16 protein-coding genes are annotated in these 20,252 nt (G+C 56.8%); 2 read left to right on the top strand and 14 right to left on the bottom strand.

Annotated features, from left to right (window positions below; all coding sequences use genetic code 11):
• Positions 1–24 precede the first annotated feature (24 nt).
• Both I6E39_RS00870 and I6E39_RS00865 read left to right on the top strand, forming a co-directional pair.
• Positions 25–1,929: a 5'-nucleotidase C-terminal domain-containing protein gene (locus tag I6E39_RS00870; RefSeq protein ID WP_235379414.1), complete on the top strand. Its 1,905-nt coding sequence runs from the start codon at positions 25–27 to the stop codon at positions 1,927–1,929.
• 34 nt (positions 1,930–1,963) lie between these two features.
• Positions 1,964–4,465 (top strand): ATP-binding protein, encoded by a 2,502-nt coding sequence (locus I6E39_RS00865; RefSeq protein ID WP_235379413.1) that lies wholly within the window; start codon positions 1,964–1,966, stop codon positions 4,463–4,465.
• A 201-nt stretch (positions 4,466–4,666) separates the two neighbouring features.
• Here the strand turns inward: I6E39_RS00865 and lysS are convergent, their stop codons facing one another.
• From lysS to I6E39_RS00800, 14 genes are all read right to left on the bottom strand, one after another.
• Positions 4,667–6,172, bottom strand: coding sequence for a lysine--tRNA ligase (gene lysS / locus I6E39_RS00860; protein ID WP_235379412.1), 1,506 nt, complete (start codon positions 6,170–6,172; stop codon positions 4,667–4,669).
• A gap of 48 nt (positions 6,173–6,220) precedes the next feature.
• Positions 6,221–6,694: a transcription elongation factor GreA gene (gene greA, locus I6E39_RS00855; RefSeq protein WP_235379411.1), complete on the bottom strand. Its 474-nt coding sequence runs from the start codon at positions 6,692–6,694 to the stop codon at positions 6,221–6,223.
• Positions 6,695–6,807: 113 nt separating this feature from the next.
• On the bottom strand, positions 6,808–7,488 hold the full coding sequence (locus I6E39_RS00850; RefSeq protein ID WP_235379410.1) for a hypothetical protein: 681 nt from the start codon (positions 7,486–7,488) through the stop codon (positions 6,808–6,810).
• Positions 7,489–7,730: 242 nt separating this feature from the next.
• Positions 7,731–8,348 carry a stage II sporulation protein R gene (gene spoIIR, locus I6E39_RS00845; RefSeq protein ID WP_235379409.1) on the bottom strand — a complete coding sequence of 206 codons (618 nt, stop codon included), beginning with the start codon at positions 8,346–8,348 and terminating at the stop codon, positions 7,731–7,733.
• An 82-nt stretch (positions 8,349–8,430) separates the two neighbouring features.
• Positions 8,431–9,282: a 4-(cytidine 5'-diphospho)-2-C-methyl-D-erythritol kinase gene (ispE, locus tag I6E39_RS00840; RefSeq protein ID WP_235379408.1), complete on the bottom strand. Its 852-nt coding sequence runs from the start codon at positions 9,280–9,282 to the stop codon at positions 8,431–8,433.
• Positions 9,283–9,304: 22 nt separating this feature from the next.
• Positions 9,305–10,621: a DUF1015 domain-containing protein gene (locus I6E39_RS00835; RefSeq protein ID WP_235379407.1), complete on the bottom strand. Its 1,317-nt coding sequence runs from the start codon at positions 10,619–10,621 to the stop codon at positions 9,305–9,307.
• Position 10,622: 1 nt separating this feature from the next.
• Complete coding sequence (gene thrH, locus I6E39_RS00830) at positions 10,623–11,222, bottom strand: bifunctional phosphoserine phosphatase/homoserine phosphotransferase ThrH (RefSeq protein WP_235379406.1); 600 nt, start codon at positions 11,220–11,222, stop codon at positions 10,623–10,625.
• Between the two features lie 17 nt (positions 11,223–11,239).
• A complete protein-coding gene (locus I6E39_RS00825; protein ID WP_235379405.1) occupies positions 11,240–12,430 on the bottom strand; it encodes an aminotransferase class I/II-fold pyridoxal phosphate-dependent enzyme in 1,191 nt (396 codons plus the stop codon).
• The gene (locus tag I6E39_RS00820) at positions 12,427–12,906 is read right to left on the bottom strand and encodes an Lrp/AsnC family transcriptional regulator (protein ID WP_235379404.1); all 480 of its coding nucleotides are present in this window, start codon (positions 12,904–12,906) and stop codon (positions 12,427–12,429) included. The genes I6E39_RS00825 and I6E39_RS00820 overlap by 4 nt, the downstream gene beginning before the upstream one ends.
• 159 nt (positions 12,907–13,065) lie before the next feature.
• A complete protein-coding gene (locus I6E39_RS00815) occupies positions 13,066–13,419 on the bottom strand; it encodes a sigma-70 family RNA polymerase sigma factor (protein ID WP_235379403.1) in 354 nt (117 codons plus the stop codon).
• A 7-nt stretch (positions 13,420–13,426) separates the two neighbouring features.
• Complete coding sequence (locus tag I6E39_RS00810; protein ID WP_235379402.1) at positions 13,427–15,136, bottom strand: recombinase family protein; 1,710 nt, start codon at positions 15,134–15,136, stop codon at positions 13,427–13,429.
• Positions 15,137–15,533: 397 nt separating this feature from the next.
• Complete coding sequence (locus I6E39_RS00805) at positions 15,534–17,318, bottom strand: DUF6788 family protein (protein WP_235379401.1); 1,785 nt, start codon at positions 17,316–17,318, stop codon at positions 15,534–15,536.
• A 139-nt stretch (positions 17,319–17,457) separates the two neighbouring features.
• Complete coding sequence (locus tag I6E39_RS11165; protein ID WP_420908167.1) at positions 17,458–17,532, bottom strand: DUF7695 domain-containing protein; 75 nt, start codon at positions 17,530–17,532, stop codon at positions 17,458–17,460.
• Between the two features lie 2 nt (positions 17,533–17,534).
• On the bottom strand, positions 17,535–20,243 hold the full coding sequence (locus tag I6E39_RS00800; RefSeq protein ID WP_235379400.1) for an AAA domain-containing protein: 2,709 nt from the start codon (positions 20,241–20,243) through the stop codon (positions 17,535–17,537).
• Positions 20,244–20,252 lie beyond the last annotated feature (9 nt).

Below are 20,252 nucleotides of genomic sequence, written 5' to 3'. Positions count from 1 at the left end.
CTGAGAGGGAGAATACAAAGAAACATGAAGAAACTTTTATGTCTGCTGTTTGCCGTTTCCATGTCAGCAACGCTGTTGGGCGGCTGCGCCGGCCGGCGCAACACTACCGAGCAGCCCGACAACGGCGGAAAGGAGGGTAAAATCGCCATCTCCATGTATATGTGGGACCGGTCCATGTTCAAGGAGCTAACTCCCTGGCTGGAACAAAAGTTCCCAGAGATTGAGTTTACCTTCGTTCAGAGCTACAACACCATGGAATACTACAAGGATCTGCTTGCCCGGGGCGAGCCTATGCCGGACATCATCACCTGCCGCCGGTTCTCCCTGAACGACGCGTCCCCACTGGCCCAGCATCTGATGGATCTGAGCCAGACCGAGGTGGCGGGCACCTTTTATAGCAGCTACCTGGAGGTCAACCGTGAAAACAGTGGTGCGATCCGCTGGCTGCCCATGTGCGCCGAGGTGGATTCCATCATGGCCAACAAGGATTTGTTTGACCAATATAACATCCCCCTGCCCACCAATTACGCCGAGTTTCTGGCAGCCATCAATGCCTTTGAGGCGCTGGGCATCAAGGGGTTCCAGACCGACTGGAAGTATGACTACACCTGTCTGGAGACCATGCAGGGCTGTGCCATCCCGGAGCTGATGAGCCTGGAGGGGACCAAGTGGCGCATGGAGTATGAAAGTGAAACCGCAAATAACCAGGTAGGCCTGGACGACCAGGTCTGGCCGAAGGTTTTTGAGAAGTATGCGCAATTTCTAACGGATGTTCATTTCCAGCCAGACGACGAGGAGCTGGCCTTTCACCCGGTGACCCAGCCCTATCTTGACGGGCAGACCGCGATGATCCGCGCAACCGCGGCCATGGCCGAGAGCTTTACGGAGGAGGAAGGCATCACCAGCGTCATTCTTCCGTATTTCGGAGAAACCTCTCAGGATAACTGGGTACTCACCTATCCCATGTGTCAGCTGGCCGTTTCCAGGCGTGTGGAGAAGGATGAGGCCAAGAAGAATGCCGTTATGGAAGTTCTGATGGCGATTTTCAGCGAGGAAGGTCAGAAGGCTGTTGCCGCCGGCGCTTCCGTACTGTCCTATAATAAGGAAGTGAGTATTTCCCCCTCTCCCGCACTCCAATATGCGCAGGACTGCATCGACAGCAACCACCTGTACATGCGCCTGGCTTCCACCGAGGTATTTGCCATTTCTCAGGATGTTGCCCACAAGATGATGCGCGGCGAGTATGATGCCCGGGGCGCTTATGAGGATTTCAACGCCCAACTTATCAACTATGTAAATCCGGAGTCCGAAGAGGTGCTGTTCACCCAGGAAAACGCTTATTCCAATGACTTCGGCGTCCACGGCAGCGCCGCCGCGTCCTCCCTGATGAATACCCTGCGGGCGGCAAACGGGGAGCAAATCGCCATTGGCTATGCCAGCGTGGTTAGCTCCCCCATTTTTGCCGGGGATTATACCATGCAGCAGATCCAGTGGGTCATGACCTATAAGAACGACGCCTATCGCGGTGAGTACACCGGCGCGGAGATCCGCCGGATCATGGATTGGCTTGTGAATGTGAAGGAGGATGGCTCCAACCCCATCCGGCACCGCAACCAGATGCCTGTTACCAGCGGCCTGGAATACACGGTTATCGAAACAGAGCGCGGAAAGTTTACCCTGGGCGATATTACCGTGAATGGGAAGCCTTTGGAGGATGACACCGTTTACACGGTGCTGCTGGTGGGCGCGGATACCTATCTGGAACACCCCACCTTCTGCAACTGCCCCATGCCCGAGGATCTGAAAGCCAAGCGCGAGGATCAGTATATCGACAATTACACAAACTATGACTGCATCACGGATGCGCTGGCGATCACAAAACAGCTTCTGGAGCCCACGGAGTATGTGACCATTCTTCAGGACAAATAAGCAGCTGGAATCCAGACGAAAGGAGGGCGGTGCCATGAAAAAGCGTTTGATTGTTCTGCTGCTTACGCTTGTATTTGCTGCCGGAGCAATTTGGGCTGGCTTTTCTTATTATACTTTTGGCTCCCGGACCATTTACACAGAAAGCACTGCTCACCTTGTGGAAATCTTTCATCAGGCCAATCAGGCTCTGCATAACCTGGTCTCCATCAGCTGGAGCCATATGCGAATGTGGGCGCCTTATCTGGAGACTGCGCCAAGCGAAGCGGATATTCAGGCTTATGTGAACCAGGCGCAAGAAGAAAGCAATTTCACCGATTTCTATTTTATCTCCCGAAACGGCGAATATCTCACATTGGAGGGACAGCGGGGCTACCTGGATCTGCGGGATCAGCTTGCGGATTTGATTCTGGAAAAACAGCCTGTGGTCGCCTGTTCCGTCATCCCGGATAAGCCGGAAATCTTGGTGTTTGCCATTCCCGCCGCCCAGGGCCGCTACCGTGACTTTGATTATGAGGCCATTGCCATTACCTTTAACAACTCCGATCTGGTGGACGCGCTCAAGATTTCTGCTTTCGACGGACAAGCCAGCACCTTTGCGGTGCTGCCCGATGGCCGGATCGTTGTGGACAACGGCAACGAGGATTTGAAGGATATCCACAATTTCTTCGCTCTGCTGGAAAAATCAGAAAGCCTGACCGGCGCGGAGATCTCCGACCTGCATGAGGCCTTCCTGACAGGCGATTCCGGCGCAATGGTGTTTGATATCAATGGCAGGCCCTATTATCTGGTATATGAGTCTGCGAATTTTCAGGGCTGGACCGTTCTGGGTGTCGTGCCCACCGATGTGGTCAATGCAAGCATGAGCAAGCTTCAGTCCACCACCATGATCGTGGTGTCGGGCATCGCCATCGGTCTGGCCGTGATGCTCCTGCTGTTTGTAATTCAGCAAAACCGGCAAAAGCTGAGACGGAAGGATCATGAACTGCTGGCTCGTGACGAACTGTTTTCTAAGCTGTCGGTCAACGTGGACGATGTGTTCCTGATGCTGGATGCCCAGAGCCTTCGGGTGGATTATGTCAGCCCCAACATCGAAAAGCTGCTGGGCATCCCGGAAGCACAGGTGCGCGAAGATGTCCATGTGCTGGAGCGGCTCGTCAGCCAAAACGGCACCACCTATATTCTGAACTGGCTTCCTTACATCCTTCCCGGCGAGCAGATGGAATGGGACAGAGAGTGCATCCACCAGTTAAGCGGTGAGACGATCTGGTTCCATGTAGTCGCATTCTGCAGCGACATTCAGGGGGAGAAAAAATTTATCCTTGATATGTCTGACCGTACCGGCGACAAGAAGATCCATCAGGCTCTTGAAGACGCCGTCAATGCCGCTGAGAACGCAAGCCGCGCAAAGACCATCTTCCTGAATAACATTTCTCACGATATTCGCACGCCTATGAACGCGATCATCGGCTTTACCAATATCGCTTTGAAACAGGATCCCAAGCCGGAGGTAAGGAGCTGTCTCCACAAGATCAGAAACAGTTCCGAGCATCTGCTGACCCTGATCAATGATGTGCTGGATATCAGCCGCATTGAAAGCGGCAAAATAAAATTCGCTCCCCTTCCCGTTGATATTACGGCGGTGGCAGATACGGTGCTCAGCATCATGCACGGCTTCCTGTCCGACCGGAATATTACATTCCGTACCAGTTTGGCAGTACCCGAAACGCCTTATGTGCTTGCCGATTCCATTCGCATTCGGGAAGTGCTGGTAAATATTCTCGGCAACGCGGTCAAGTTTACAGAGGACGGCGGCAGCATCACCTTCGAAGCCAGCTACCATCCCGGTGGGGATGACCGGCACATCATGGTGCGCTATCGGGTCACAGACACCGGCGTGGGCATGAGTGAGGAATATGTCAAGCATATCTTCGACGAATTTTCTCAGGAGGAGACCGGAGCACGGACACACTATAAGGGCACCGGCCTGGGCATGGCTATCACAAAGCGGTATGTAGATCTGATGGGCGGTACCATTTCTGTGGAGAGTAAAAAGGGCCAGGGCTCCACCTTCACCGTGGAGCTTCCCGTGGAGGGCACCGATGAAATCAAGATTCAGGCGCAAGATCATCCTGCCGCTAAGACGTACTTGCTGGGCGTGAAGATATTGCTGGCAGAGGATAACGATTTGAATGCGGAAATCGCAATGGTGCAGTTGGAGGAGCTGGGAATTCAGGTGACCAGAGCCGCCGACGGCAACGAGGCAGTAAAAATCTTCACAGAGAATCCACCCGACACCTTCGACATGATTATGATGGATATTATGATGCCGGCGCTGAACGGCTATGACGCCACAGCGGCCATCCGCAACATGCCCGATCGCCCGGATGCCCGCAGAATACCCATTATTGCCATGACCGCCAATGCCTTCGCAGAAGATGTTCAGGCGTCTTTAGACGCAGGTATGAACGGGCATTTGTCAAAACCAATTGTACTGGAAGAGATCGTAAAGGTCATAGTCAGAAATCTAAACAGTTAATTTTTCTTTATTGCGACAATATCACGGATCGGCACAACAAAAGACGAGCCTGCACTACGTTCAACGTACTTGCAGACTCGTCTTTTTTCATGCAAAACCCATCCGATTAAAAAGAGGGCTTCTCAATTGCGGTAAATTTGTTGTCAGCTACAACGCCTTCAAAACCGCAAACCCTTGCAATTACTAAGTTTTTGACTCTTCTCAGTCCAAAGGTTTCATCGTGGGGAACAAAATCACTTCCCGGATGGAGTCAGAATTGGTCAGCAGCATGACGCAGCGGTCGATGCCGATGCCCAGTCCGCCCGTGGGGGGCATACCGTACTCCAGCGCGGTGAGGAAGTCCTCGTCCATCATGCCGGCCTCGTCGTCGCCCTTGTCCCGCAGCTCAACCTGCTTCTGGAAGCGCTGGCGCTGGTCGATGGGGTCGTTCAGCTCGGAGAAGGCGTTGCCCATCTCGCTGTGGCAGATAAACAGCTCGAACCGCTCGGTAAGCCGGGGGTCCTTGGGAGACCGCTTGGCCAGAGGAGACACGTCCACAGGATGCATGGTGATGAAGGTAGGCTGGATCAGCTTCTCCTCCACCCGCTGGTCAAAGCACTCGTACAGGGCGTTGCCCCAGGTCTTGTCAGCGGTCTCAGGCAGTTCCACACCGATGGCCTCGGCGGCGGCCACAGCCTCCTCGTCGGAATCGATAGCCATAAAGTCGATGCCCACATACTGCTTGACGGCCTCGGCCATGGTCATACGGGGCCAGCCGGGGGTCAGGTCGATGTCCTGGCCCTGCCACTGGACCTGATAGGTGCCCAGGATCTTCTGAGCTGCGGAGGACAGCAGGTCCTCGAACAGGTCCATCATGTCGTTGAAGTCGGCATAGGCCTGGTACAGCTCGATGGTGGTGAACTCGGGGTTATGCTTGGGGTCCATGCCCTCGTTGCGGAAGATGCGGCCGATCTCATACACCCGGTCCATGCCGCCCACGATGAGCCGCTTCAGGGGCAGCTCGGTGGCGATCCGCATATACATGTCGATGTCCAGGGTGTTGTGGTGGGTAATGAAGGGCCGGGCGGTGGCGCCGCCGGAGATGGTGTTCAAAACGGGGGTCTCCACCTCCATGAAGCCCCGGCCGTCCATGAACTCCCGGACATGCTTGATGAACTGGGAGCGGATGATGAAGTTGCGCTTTACCTCGGGGTTGACGATCAGGTCCACATAGCGCTGACGGTAGCGCAGCTCCTGGTTGGTCAGGCCGTGGAACTTTTCGGGCAGGGGCAGCAGGGACTTGGACAGCAGGGTGCAGGTGACCACGCGGACGGACATCTCCCCCCGCTGGGTACGGAACACCACGCCCTTGACGCCCACGATATCGCCGATGTCATACTTCTTGAAGCGGGCATACTCCGCCTCGTCCATCTCGTCCCGGCGGGCATAGAGCTGGATGCGGCCGGTCTTGTCCTGAAGGTCGCAGAAGGACACCTTGCCCATGCCCCGCTTGCTCATCAGACGGCCGGCGACGGACACCTCTTTGCCCTCCAGGGCGTCGAAGTTGTCCTTGATATTGGCGGAGTCATTGTCCACCACATACTTGGTGATCTGGAAAGGATCGTTGCCGCTGTCCTGCAGCTCCTTCAGCTTGTCCCGGCGAATCTGGAGCAGCTGGGACAGATTCTGCTGCTCAGGGGCGGCGCCCTGGTTCTTGTTCTCGGCCATATAGACCACTCCTATCTTCTCCGGCCCCAGGGCCGTATTCTGTAAAAATCAGCGCTCCACCTTGAGGATCTTGTAAGCCACAGGGCCCGCGGGGGCGTCCACGGTGACGTCCTCCCCGGCGTTCCGGCCCAGCAGGGCCTTGCCGAAGGGGGAGTCCTCGGAGATGGCGCCGTTCATGGGATCGGCCTCCTGAGAGCCCACGATCTTATAGGTCTCTTCCTCGTCAAATTCCTTGTCCAGGACGGTGACGGTGGACCCCAGGCGGATATAGTCGCCTCCGGCTTCCTCCTCCTCGATGACCACATAGTTGGAGAGGATCTCCTCCAGCTCGGCCATGCGGGAGTAGAGCTTGCCCTGCTCGTTCTTGGCCTCGTCGTACTCGCTGTTCTCGGACAGGTCGCCGAAGGAACGGGCCTCCTTGATGAGCTCCGCGACCTCTTTCTCCCGGACGGTCTTCAGATAATTCATCTCGTCCTGGAGCTCCTTGAGACGCTGAGGACTCAGTTTGTATTCTTTTGCCATGATACCTCGCACACCTTTCAAGGCCCGGGCAAGCCCCGGGCGATACCTTATATAATAAAGAATTGGGCATACTGATGCAGTATGTGTCATTATAGAGTTTAAAGTTGGCTCTGTCAAGTAATTTTTACCCCATTCTCGCCCAGGCGCCCCCCTTCCCACAGGGCGGTCAGCAAAAGCAGATTGCTCCGGTCCGCCTCCGCCAAAGCGGGGGCCGTGAGGGTCAGGCCAGCCAAGTCCGGAGCGGCCCCGTACAGCTCCAGCTTCACCCGCTCCGCCCCTTGGCCCGCGGGATGGAAGCACAGGGCCACCTGGGCCTCCTCGCTCTCCGGCAGGACCGGAAGCCCGAACTCACGGCGCAGCCAGAGGGCCAGCTCCCGTCCTCCCCTGGGGGCGGAGATGACCAGGTGGCGCACCCGGGGACACAGGGCCGCGGCGGCCCGCGCCATCTCCCGGTCGGCCCGCAGGCCCCGCAGTGCCACTGAGGCCCGGTCCGGCGCACTTCCTTGCCGCTCCAGGGCACCCAGCGCCAACGGGAGAGACTGCGCCCGCAGAAACGGGGATGGATCCACAGGAGCAAGTCCGCACTCCCCCATCAAGTCCCAGCGGGAGAAGCCCTGGGGCGTCAGCATCCGCAGCGCGCCGCCCCGCCGCAGGGCGCGCCCCGCCTTTCTCAGCCGCCGTTCCCCCAGCCAGCCCTCCGGGTCGGCGGAGCAGCACAGGACACGCAGGCCGTAGAGCTCCCCCAACTCCGCGCGGCCCCGGCCCTCACGTCCGTATCTCAGCTGTCCCAGCAAAGTACTCACCCCCGCCTACAGGGTATGCACCCTCCCGGAAAAAAATCATAATTTCTTTCTTATGTTTACATCAAACCACTGGCCCGGTCCCATCGCCGCAGATATCTTGACCGTCTCTGAGGAGAACGATATGTCGAGACTCAAAAATCGGGCAGTCCCATGGACTGCCCGATGAATACTTTCAAAATCAATTTGAAGTTCGCGGAGCGTTTCTCACAACGCGCAGGGGGCCAAATCTTCCTTTACCTCAAAAGCCCCTGCAGTTCCCCCAGCAGCTCCATCCCCTTGAACTTCAGCACATAGCCCTCGGTCTCCCTGGTGATCAGCCGCGCCTGGTTCTGTGTAAAGCTGCCCGCCCGGGCAGCCTCCTCCACCGTCTCGCTGGCCGCTCCCAAGCACAGGGGCGGGAAGGCCACGCACCACCAGTTCCGGCCCTCCCCCTCCCCGATGACCACCCGCAGGGCCTCGTAATCCCCGGCGGGGAGGGCGAAATCATCATACTCCTTGGTGGGGAACCAGCACCGGGTCAGCTCCGCTGAGACCGGATAGTCATAGCCCCACTCCTCCACCACCGCCTGCCCGGCGGCGGCCAGGGCGTTCAAGTGACCCTCCAGCGCCCGGCGCGCCTCCTCCAGGTCCGCGCCCCGGGGATACAGGCTCTCCGCCTGCTCCAGCACCCGGTCCCGTACCGCCAGCTTCAATGCCTGGTCGGCGTCGCTGTCCGAGTTGGCAATCACATGGAGGCGGATCACGCTGTCCGCCAGCGCCTCCCGCTCGCCGCCCAGCCAGACTCCCGCCGTCAGGGCACACAGCACCCCCAGCATCAGGGCCAGCTCCCACCGCTTTAATCTTCTGTCCATGGCTCCTCCTCCGACGGTCCCTGCACAAAAAACCGTCCACACCGTAAGTGATTGCTTACAGTGTGGACGGCTTCTTCCATTTTTAAACGGTACGGGCCAAAAAAGTCTCCTTATAATGCTGGGCCGCAAGGGCGGCAGCCTCCCGGGCCGCCACTTCCTCTTCAAACAGGCCAAACGCCGTGGGTCCGGTGCCGCTCATATTGGCTCCCAGAGCCCCCCGCTGGATCAGCAGGTTTTTAATATCGGTCACCCGGGCACGCTGGCGCTCGGGCAGCACATCCTCAAAGACGTTGTACATCCGCCGGGCAACCCCGGCCAGGTCCCCCGCCTCCAATGCGGCCAGCATCCCTTCGGTGTCCGGGCGGCAGCGCACCCGGCATCCGTCGATGCGGGCGAAAAGTTCCGGAGTGGAGATGGAGAAATCGGGTTTGCACACCACCACCCAGCAGGCGGGCAACGCAGGCAGGGGGGTCAACCGCTCTCCCCGGCCCTCGGCCAGGGCGGTACAGCCCAGAACGCAGTAGGGCACGTCAGAGCCCACCTGCTCCCCCACCCGGGCCAGCTCCTCCAGAGAAAAAGGCTCCCCCTCCAGGCCGTTCAGCGCCCGGAGCACGGCGGCCGCGTCGCTGCTGCCGCCCGCCATCCCGGCACACACCGGGATGCGCTTGTCCAGTGCAATATCCAGCCCTCTGGGCTCCCGGCCCAGGGCCTGATAAAAGCACAGAGCCGCCTTGGCCGCCAGATTCTTGTCCCCGCTGGGCAGGAAGGTCAGGTTGCTCCTGACCCGGACCGCATGGCTGCCGTTGTCCTCCAGGGTCAGGGTATCCGCCAGGGTGATGGACTGCATAACCATTTTCAGGTCATGGTATCCGTCCGGGCGCTTGCCCAGCACGTCCAGCGTCAGATTCAGTTTTGCCCGGGCCTGGACCTCCATGGCGGTCCCTCCTTTTCTGATCTTATACCCGGATCTTCCGGGCCTCCAAATAAAAGCGCTTGTCGTGGGCCTCCCCCATGGAGAAGGTCTTTCGGGGCAGCACTCCGTCGTGGATGACCGTGGGGAACAGCTCCTCCTTCCCCATGGGGTCCAGGAGGAAAGCCACCGCGTCCTTCCGGCTGCGGGCCAGCTCCACCGCCACGTCCTTTCCGTGGATATAGTCTACCCGCGCCCCGGGATGGGACAGCAGGTACTGGTCCAGGAAAGCCTGGAGCGTCCCCACAGGCAGCTGGGCTCTGGAATGGAATACAGTGACTGTCCCCTCCGTCTGCCCGTACACATAGGGCAGGGTGTGTCCCGCTCCCTCCTGCTGGCCGTGCGCTGTCCGCGTGCCCAGCCGGGCATCCGGATAGTACCGGACCAGTCCATCCAGCAGTTCCTCCGGCTCCACGCCGAAGACTACCCGGTGGATGGGCTCGAACTCCAGAGAGTCATCATGGAGGTTGCCCAGCTCGCACAGGGCGTACCGGGCGGGCAGCTTGTCCCACTGGTCCGGGGGCGTCAGCTTCTTCGCCCGCTCCCAGCACTCCTTTGCGGTGGCCAGGGAGTGGTTGCCGTCGCCCACGGCGAACAGCATCACCGGCTCCTCCCCGATCAGGCCGTACCGGCTCCGGAAGGCCGCCGGGTCGGACAGAGCCGTCAGCGCCCGGGCCACCTGAGTTTTCTGTTCCCCGTTCAGGGCCCAGCCCCGGATATGGCCTCCCCGCTCCATCAGTTCAAAGTCGTACAGCAGCTCCATCTCTCCCGTCTGCCCGGCCAGAGGCTCCACCACGGTTTTGTCCGGGTCGTCGGCCAGCAGCATTACATGGGGCAGCTCGATGGGGGCGTTCTTCCGCACCGCCACCCGGGGCGGAATACGGGACAGGACCGTCCCCTCAGTGGCACGGATCAGCGCGGCGGAGCCAGGCTCGTAGTCGTACTGCTCCAGGTCCACCATGCCCATCAGGCCCCGCCGGACCTTGCCGCTGTCCAACGTGCGCTCCACATAGATCATGGCGTTGGGCAGGGTGCGGAACCGCCCCTCACGCAGATAGCGGGTCATGGTGTTGTTGATCTCCATGATGTCGGTCTCCACGTTGGGGCCTTCCAGGCAGCTCTCCGGCAGGATCAGCCGCAGCGTCGAGGGGTTCTTCCCCACCCGCTCCTCCACCCGCTGCCAGTACTCAGGCTGGGAGGTATACTGGTCGCAGGCCACCACGCTCCACAGGGACAGGTCGCAGTCTTGGGGCAGCAGGATATCGGCGGACTGAAAGGGCAGCGTCTCAAATTCATCCTTCATGTTACAGCGCCTTCTTGATCGCATTCAGCAGCTCGTCAAATTCCTCATAGGCGGGCAGCTCGGGGTGGGCCGCCTTGATGGCCTCGGTGCTCTTGAACAGGAATCCGGCCTTGCTGGCCTGGATCATGCCCAGGTCATTGAAGCTGTCCCCGGCGGCGATGGTCTCGTAGCCGATAGACTGCAGCGCCTTCACCGTGGTCAGCTTGGACTTGGGGCAGCGCATCTGATAGCCGGTGATCTCTCCCTCGGGGGCCACCTCCAGCGTGTTGCACATTAAGGTAGGCCAGCCCAGTTTTTTCATCAGGGGCTTGGCAAACTGTTCAAAGGTATCGCTGAGAATGACCACCTGGGTCAGGGAGCGCAATTCGTCCAGAAACTCCTTGGCGCCGGGCAGGGGATCGATGGTGGCAATCACCTCCTGGATCTCCTTCAGGCCCAGGCCGTGCTCCTTCAGGATGCCCAAGCGCCACTGCATCAGCTTGTCATAGTCGGGCTCGTCCCGGGTGGTCCGCTTCAGTTCCGGGATTCCGCTGGCCTGGGCAAAGGCGATCCAGATCTCAGGGACCAGGACCCCCTCCATGTCCAAACATACAATATTCATCCGGTCGTTCTCCTTTCTCACTCTTCGCCCCGTCCCTGCTTGCGGCGCAGGTTGGTCAGGAAGTTGTCCATCCGGGCGATAGATTCGGCGATGTCCTTCATGGACGCGGCATAGCAGGCGCGGACATAGCCCTCTCCCCCGGGTCCAAAGGCGTTGCCGGGGATGACGGCCACCTTCTCCTCCATGAGGAACCGCTCACAGAACTCCTCGCTGGTCAGGCCGGTGGACTGGATACAGGGAAACACATAGAAGGCACCCTTAGGCTCAAAGCAGGTCAGGCCGATTCGGTTCAAATTCTCCACCAGGTAGCGGCGGCGGCGGTCGTACTCCTCCCGCATGTGCTCGATGTCCCTGTCACCGTTCCGCATGGCCTCCACAGCAGCGTACTGGCTGGTGGTGGGGGCGGACATGATGCCGAACTGGTGCAGCTTGGTCATGGCGGCGATAATGGGCTTGGGGGCGCAGACATAACCCATACGCCAGCCTGTCATGGCATGACTCTTGGAAAATCCGTTGACCACGATGGTCCGCTCATACATATCGGTCAGGTTCGCCATAGACACATGGCGCTGGCCGTAGGTCAGCTCGGCGTAAATCTCGTCGGAGATGACCATGATGTCGGTGCCCCGGAGCACCTCGGCAATGGCCTCCAGGTCCCGGCGCTCCATGATGCCGCCGGTGGGGTTGGAGGGGAAGGGGAGCACCAGCGCCTTGGTCTTGGGCGTGATGGCCGCCTTCAGCTGCTCGGGCGTGAGGCGGAACTTGTTTTCCGCCTTCAGCTCCACATAGACAGGGACGCCGCCGGCCATCTCGGCCAGAGGGCCATAGCAGACGAAGGAGGGAACGGGGACAATGACCTCGTCTCCCGGATCGACCAGCACCCGCATGGCCAGGTCGATGGCCTCGCTTCCGCCCACGGTGACCAGGATCTGGCCGTTATAATCGTAATGCAGGTCAAAGCGCCGGTTCAGATAGGCCGCGATCTCCCGCCGGAGCTGGAGCATACCGGCGTTGGAGGTGTATTTGGTGTGGCCCCGCTCCAGAGAGTAGATGCCCGCGTCCCGGATGTGCCAGGGCGTGACGAAGTCGGGCTCACCGATACCCAGGGAGATGGCGTCGGTCATCTCCTCCAAAATGTCAAAGAACTTCCGGATGCCGGAGGGCTTGACGCCCTGGATCTTTTGGTTCAGGATCTGGTCGTAGTTCATACGAAAATGTACTCCCTTTCCTCGGGCTCCTGGGGACGGAACACCAGGTGCTTCTCTTTGTATTTTTTCAGAATAAAGTGGGTGGCGGTGCCGGTGACGCCCTGGATGGGGGCCAGACGCTCGCCTACAAACTGAGCCACCTCCCGCAGGGTACGGCCAGAAATAATGACGGCCAAATCGAAGGAGCCGCTCATCAGGTACATGCTCTCCACCTCATCGTACTGGTAGATCCGCTCGGCGATCCGGTCAAAGCCGTCGATGGACTGAGGGGTCACGTTGACTTCGATCAAAGCGGTGACTGTCTCCTTCCGGACCCGGTCCCAGTCGATGATGGCCTGATAGCCCAAAACGATCCGCTCGTCTTCATATTTCCGGATGGCTGCCTTGGCCTCATCCACAGGCATCCCTGCGGCGGCTGCCACCTGCTCTATACTCATGGTGCAATCCTGCTCCAATAACTCCAACAGTTTTTCCACGACGGTGTCCTCCATTTCTCCGCTAATAATTCCTGCTTGCAAACGGGTTCAAAATATTATACACATATCCAGCGGGAAAAACAATCCCGCACTTTCTGCCTGGCACAGAAAAAGTGGCGGCGCCGGTCTCCCGAAGCGCCGCTTTGTCATGCTCTTCCATTATGGCCGCCACCCCTGCATGGCGTCTTCCAGCTTCTCCAGTGCCCGTTTTTCGATGCGGGATACATAAGAGCGGCTGATGCCACACTGGGCGGCGATCTCCCGCTGGGTCTGCGGCGGACGGTCATCCAGTCCGTAACGCCGAACGATGATTGTGCGCTCCCTGGGGGTCAGGCAGGTATCCACGCATCTACGCACCTTCTGGCAGGCATCCCGGGTATCCAGTTCCTCCAGCATATTGTCGTCCACCGCGATCACATCCATCAGAGACAGGGATCCTCCCTCCCCCCCCGATTCCAATGTATCCGCCAGAGACACTTCCCCCTGCAGTTTCTTCTGTGCCCGAAAGTACATTAGGATCTCATTCGCTATCCTCTCCCAACGGATACATAGATTGGTCAACAGGCGGCAAATCCGCCTCTCCATCCTCCGCAAACAGGTAGACGTAGGCGTTTTTGCCATCCCAGACCACTTTTTTGACAATGGTGCGCAGCAGGCGTCGCTTTTCTTCCAGCGTTGCCGAATCCACCGCATTGGCGAACGACTCTATCATTTCCTGATGGAAGGCAAACTCCTGATGCAGCATCCGGCTCTGCTCAGTGAGGGCTTCCAGCTCAGAAAGCCTTGCCTGCTGCGTCTCGCTCTCCCGGTGGAGCTCGTCAATCTGCTCCATGACGTATTTGGCTGAGGTGTCGCTGGCAACGGACAGAGATTCCACCAGACGCTTGATGCGGTCTTCCGTTTCTGCGTGCTTCTCTTTCAGCAGCGCCAATTCCGCGTCGTAGCCCTCCTTGCTGCCGCTGATGATTTTTTTCGTCTGCGCCAGCAAATTGGAGAGGGTCTCTTTGTCGGCGGACAGCTTGCGGATCTCCTCGATGATCTTGGCGTCCAGAGTGTTGCCGTTGCAGTTTTTCATGCCGCAGACCGTGCCGTGGCTGCGCTCCTTGGTGGAACACATATAGGTGTAGATCAGCTCGCCGTCCGCATTGGTTCGGTTGGTCAGCTTTGGACGCATATAGTCACCGCACTCGCTGCACCGCAGCAGGCCGGACAGCAGCGCCACGTTGCTGCGTGGTCTGCGGTAGCTCTTGGATTTGTTCACGTCCAGCATGGCCTGCACCTGCACCCAATCGCTGCCTGCGATAATGCCGGGGTGCTTACCCACCGCCACGATCCATTCCTCCATGGGGCGGATCTGGTTTGCCTTGCCCGCGCGCTGCAAGGTTCGGTTATAGGCCATGATGCCGTGCTCGCCGTCGAACTCCGAGCGCTCAGCAAATAGATCCACATGGTTCTCTTTCAGATACGCATACGCCGTCTCGTCGGCAATCATGTAGACCGGATTGGTCAGAATGCCCCGGATGGCAAAGCGTGTGAACTGCTTGCCGCGTTTCGTGACGCAGCGGTGCTCCAGCAGATACTGGTCGGTCTTGCTGAGGGAGCCGGTCTCCATGAAAACCGAGAAAATCGTCTTGACCAGCTGGATTTCCTCCGGAATGGGCTTCAGCTTGCAGGCTTTCTTCACCTTACCGTCCACCGTCACGCTGGACACACTCTCCGAGGCGTAGCCGGTAGGTGTGGTGCCGCCCAGCCAGCGCCCGGTTTTGGACAGCTCATGCATATTGTCCCGGATGCGCTCGGCGATGGTCTCCCGCTCCAGCTGGGAGAAAACCGACGCAATGTACATCATGGCGCGGCCCATGGGCGAGGACGTGTCGAACTGCTCGCGGATGGAGATGAAGTCGATGTGCCGGTCGCCCAAATCCTCGATGAGCTTCGCAAAGTCACCGATGTTGCGGCTGATGCGGTCGAGGCGGTAGACCACGATGGCGGCAAAGGCGATCTTCTGGGAGTCCTTCATCATTTTCTTGAACTGCGGGCGCTCCAGATTGCCGCCGGAAAAGCCCTCGTCCTCGTAGACCAGCACGTTTTCCGCCGCTTCCTCGCCAAAGTGCATGGCGATGTACTGGCGGCACAGCTCGATCTGGTTCTCAATGCTCTCGCCCTTGCCGGTGAATTTGGACTTGCGGGAGTAGATGACGTATTGCTTCGGCGTATCTTTCGTTTTCATGGCGGCACCTCGCGTTATTCGTTAGGTTGGTAGATATATTATAACGGATTGGAATCCGTTTGAAAAGGTACCCAAGGGAAGAATCTGAAAATTTCTGCGGGAGGCAGGGGTTTTCGCGCGATGATCGTGCCAGTTCGGAGCGCATCGCTCATGTGTATCGAGAAAATGATTGATGAAATGAGCGATGCGCGCTATTTAGAACATTATTGTTTTCGTCATCGACTGCATTCTTGCAGTCTCGCCGCACGATTTTTGCGCATTGCTACTTGTCATACGTCAAGTCAATTCCGGCGAACTTGTTTATAGCATATCGGATAAACAAGTTCGATTCAATAAGTAAAAGACAGCCTCCGGTTGGTTTCAACCAGAGGCTGCCTAAGTTTTTATTGAACTGTTATCATGCAAGGCTTCTCAGATATTCTTCCACGTTCTGATATCGAATGCCATCTACCACTTGGCTTTCCCCGCGGTAGAGGACGAACTTTCCGGTGATCGGGCCGTAGCGGTGCTCGGTCTGGGCGCATTTTTGCTCGTCGATCAAATGGCGATACTGCTGTGGGACAGCTTCCTCGCTGTGCTTGATCTCGAAAATCCGGCAGGAGCCCGCCTCCGGGTCAAACACCACCATATCGAACTCGCCCACGGAAAATTGCAGGACAAATACCTGCTTTTTGGGGTTCGCCAGCTTGGTTTCCAGCAGGACAATGTCTTCCAGCATCCGGCCTCTGATCTCGGTCAGAATGCGTTCCTGAACAGCGGTGCGCTCCGGCAAAGACAGGGCGCTGAATGTCTCATCCAGCAGCAGGCTGCGGATCAGCGCATCGGCCTGCGCATAGCGGAGACCGGGTTGGGCGATCACCGTGCGGCTGGATTTCCGGCTGACATCCGGCAGGTGCAGCACGTCGATCTCCCGCGTCAGGTCCAGCAAATCCAGATATTCTTTGATCTCCGCCGCATGAATATCGTCCAACGCCAAAGTCTGCTCCGCCTTGTTCCGGATCTCCAGCAACTTCCGCAGGCTGTCTGTGACAGCTACAAGGTCAACGCGATCAAGGATGTCCGTAGGGTTCTCCCGATCCCGGCGAAGATTGCTGGCGGAAATGCCAAGGTCGTGGGATTTCCAATCCTGTGTCAGCACTTCCAGCGTGAAACGGTGGTTGATGTCCTCCACCACGCGGTTGATGGCGCTGGTCAGTTCGTTCCTCTCATACAGGTCACGCAGATGGCGGAAATGTCCCTCGTACTGATAGCAGCGCAGGGAGTGCTGGATGTTGCGTGCAATAGCCGTATCCACATACTCGTCCGCGCTTTCCTTGCTGGCAAACGTGGAGGTTTCGTTGTAGTGGACACCGCCGAGACTCATAGTGCCGCCGTAGCGGATATACTCGTCGATGCCATGAATGCCGAGCACAGACTCAAACTCGCGGTAAGGGATGAAGGTCGTGTGCAGCAGAATGCAGCGGTCGTAGAGCTGCTCATCCTCCGTGAACAGGAAACCCAGTGAATCCGTGCCGGACAGCACGATTTTCATTCCGCAGGCGGCAAACACATCGGAGAACAGCGCCGCGCCCTCAATAAAGTCCTCCATCAGCGTCACTTCGTCGAGAAACACATAGCGGAAGCCCTGCTCCTCCAACGTCTTGAGATCGCGGTTCACATCAGCCAATGTGTCTCTTGCTGTGATTTGAATGAAAGCTGCTTTCGAAAGCTCTGCGTCGCTCATCTCCGCGAAAATCTGGCGGATCATAGTGGTTTTCCCCGTCCGGCGCAGGCCGTAGAGGATGAATACCTTGTCCTGCGGCTCGCCGTAGACAAAGTTGTGCAGCTGCTGGAAACACTCGCGCCTGCGATAGCCGCAAACAGATGCCGCAAAGGAGCGCAGCGCCTCGCCGGTGCGGACATTGGTGGTAAACGCGGAAGGGCTCGCAGATTTCGCCTTGGGCAGCTGCTTTTTCAGCGCCTTCAGCTCATGCTCCAGTTCCTTCCGCCTCTCGATCTGAGCACGGAAGTTTTCCAATTCGTCAGCAGAAATATACTTCTCCCGCCGCTTTTTGTTCTCCGTCCAACGGTGATAGAAATACACATTGCCGTTGATCGTCTTCTTTGTGACAAACCCTGCAGGCAGCTCCGCAATCTGTTGCTCCAGATCAGCAATTTTGGCTTGAAGCTCAAATAGCTCCATGGTGCACCTCCCCGGTGAAACTATTATGCATAGAATTATACCCCATTATACCCGTGAAATCAAGGGTATAATGGGGGTATAATCGAAACCAATACAATCTAGCATTCATAATAGAATTGCTGAAACGAAGCGTTATGTCTCAAAGAATGGTTTTACTTTCGATGACGTCTCCACATTTTTTACATCTGATTGTATTCCTCATTATTCTCGACATAATCATTTTCTCTTTAGTGCAGTCCTAATCTTCTCTCTTTCTCCGCTACCGTCAGTACGTAGCCGCAGCAGCGAGATGGCACACTTCTTCAGAATGGAGTTCTTCTTTATATCGCGTTCTGCCTGTTTGCTCCCGGCTTCATGGAAGCCAGTCCCGTCCACTTCAATTGCTAGCACAGGTTGTTTATCCATTTGATTGAATAACAAAAAATCAACATGCGTCAACGGATTCCGGGCATATTTGTGTTCTTCCTCCGTCAACGGTTCATAGTCTTTCACCAGTGTTGCAAGAGAAACATGTACAGCGCAGCCGATAGTGGAAAATGCCTCTTCGGACAGCACCTCTTGAATCACAGAGTACATGAGATTCTCAGAATCGTACTCAGATACCCGCTTATGTTTTTGCAGATATACCTTGCGCTGCTCGGCATAGCCCTGGTAGAGCATATCGAACACGGAGTAGACTTGGCTCTGGATCACTTCAAAATTGTTATATTCGATGTATCGTGTCAAATCGCCGTAGTTGGTCTGGTCATTACGTGGGTCCTGCGATGTGACCACCGTCAGCGAATGGACCGCGCGGGAAACCGCCACATTCAGCATATGGGGATCATCCACAAAATCTGTGATGACATTGTCGACTGAGGTCAGAATGATCGCATCTTGTTCTCGCCCCTGAAACTTGTGGACGGTGTCCACCTCATAAGTATCTCCCAGCTGCTTGCGGATGGCTGTCACCTGATCCCGATATGGCGTGATAATACCGATGCTCTGGAAATTTTGCTGATGCAGCCGCGGAAGCACCTCCTGCTGGATGACATCGATCTGGCGCTGGTTGAGATGCCCACGGGCGTGATTACCGGCAATCGTCCGGTACATGGTCAACACATCCGGCTCATCATGGTCTTTTGTCATAACGATCAGCTGTCCGTGGTAGAACTTCTGATTGCAGAAATTGATGATCTTCGGGTGACAGCGGTAGTGTTCCCGCAGCAGCGTAACAGGTGCATCCTGCCATATTTCCAATGCAGAGGACAGCAAACTGTGGGTAGAAAAGCGATAACGCTCATCCAAGGAATGCTTTTGCCAAATGGCATCGCTGGTGCGAATGTCATCCTCCGTCAGCACATTGGGGAGCTGCTTCAAGTCCCCGACAATCACGATATTCCGCGCACAGGAAAATGCCAGTACCCCTGTGGCTAAATCGACCTGTGAGGCTTCATCCACGATCAAGTAATCGTAGATATGATCGATGCTCAGCGTTCCTTTGATGGAATAGGTCGTGCTAAGCACCACCGGATACTCGCGGGTAAACTCTTCGGAATTCCGGCGGAAATCATTCTTTTCAAAGCACCGTCTATTATTTCGCCAATGATACCGTGTTGCCAGTTCCGCCCGGAACAGCCGCAGGGACTTCTGAGTGAGCTCTTCCATCTTCGCGTCGAAAGCGTAACGCTCCAGCTTTCGGTGCAATTCCTGCTTTTCAGCCTCCAGTTCCCGCCTCTTCACCGAATAAAACTGACTCTGCAAATAGGGAATGACCTGTTCCGGGGAACGGATAAACAATTTGAGCGCATTACGGTTGAATCGAAACATGATGGATATTTTTTGCAACAGGCCCAAGCGAGTCTCACACTCTGCATGCTGTTCAAATTCCATCCAAAGCGCAAGAAGCTTCTGCGAGGACAGCTTGTCCAAGCTCTCCATTGGCATGTCACTGTAACTTGCGTAATATTCCTCAAAATAATGCTGCTCCGGGTTTAGCTGTAAGAACTCCTGCTCAATTTCCGCAATGCGGTTTTTGGCATTGAGCATTTCGTTCAGTTCTTTGGAGAGCGCAGTCGTTTCCTGATCTAATTGCTGTCGTTCCTCCGGCGACATTTCCCAAGCGCTCATATTCGGATAGGTGCCTGTCTGTGCATCCAGAAACTTCTCTTTGTTGGCAAGGCTGCCGAGAAACGCAGTCAGAAAAGCGGCATTTTTCTTCTCCAACTTTTCCACAACATTATGCGTTGCGGAATTGTTGTTGGAGACAACCGCCACGGTTTTTCCGCTGCGAACAACATTGGCGATGATATTCAGGATCGTTTGTGTCTTCCCAGTACCCGGTGGCCCCTGAATGATACTGATTTTGGAGGAAAGCGCCCGTTCTACCGCCAGCTTTTGACTCTGGTTCAGGCCAAACGGATAGATCACTGCCTCAGGCATCTGGGGCATTTTGACGTCTTTCTGCGGTGCAAGATAGCTTGCCAACACGGTATCCTCGCTGACCTGCTGGATCTTGTCATACTGCATACTTAGAATGTTGATACCGTTTTCCGCCACCAGACTGATTGCAGCGGCAGTCTCCTTGAAATATTGGAATGCTTCTTGATTTTTACCGTCTGCCAGGCAATTCTGCTGGAACTGCACTTCGCTCCTGTGGAACGATAAATCTCTCTTTCCGTTGCGGACAATACGATAATACCCGCTGAAATCGAGAATCTCATCAATTCCGCTGATGGCTTGCCCATTTGCGATGACAATCACCTGCGCAGGGTCAATTTTCTTTTTCAGAGGCAGGATCTCCACATTGCTACTCTGAAAGCTGTATGTCTTATTGGGCGCACTGGTATAGACGACCTCGCACTTCCCGTCATGGAACTGAAAGCTCGCGACCGAGTCCGTCTGGTCTTTTCCTTTTATGATGATTAAGTGCTTTCGTGCGTCCATAGGTGTCTC

The sequence above is a fragment of the Pseudoflavonifractor phocaeensis genome, from assembly GCF_021531375.1.
Lineage (GTDB): Bacteria > Bacillota > Clostridia > Oscillospirales > Oscillospiraceae > Lawsonibacter > Lawsonibacter phocaeensis_B.
This window is presented reverse-complemented; position numbering and strand designations above follow the sequence as displayed.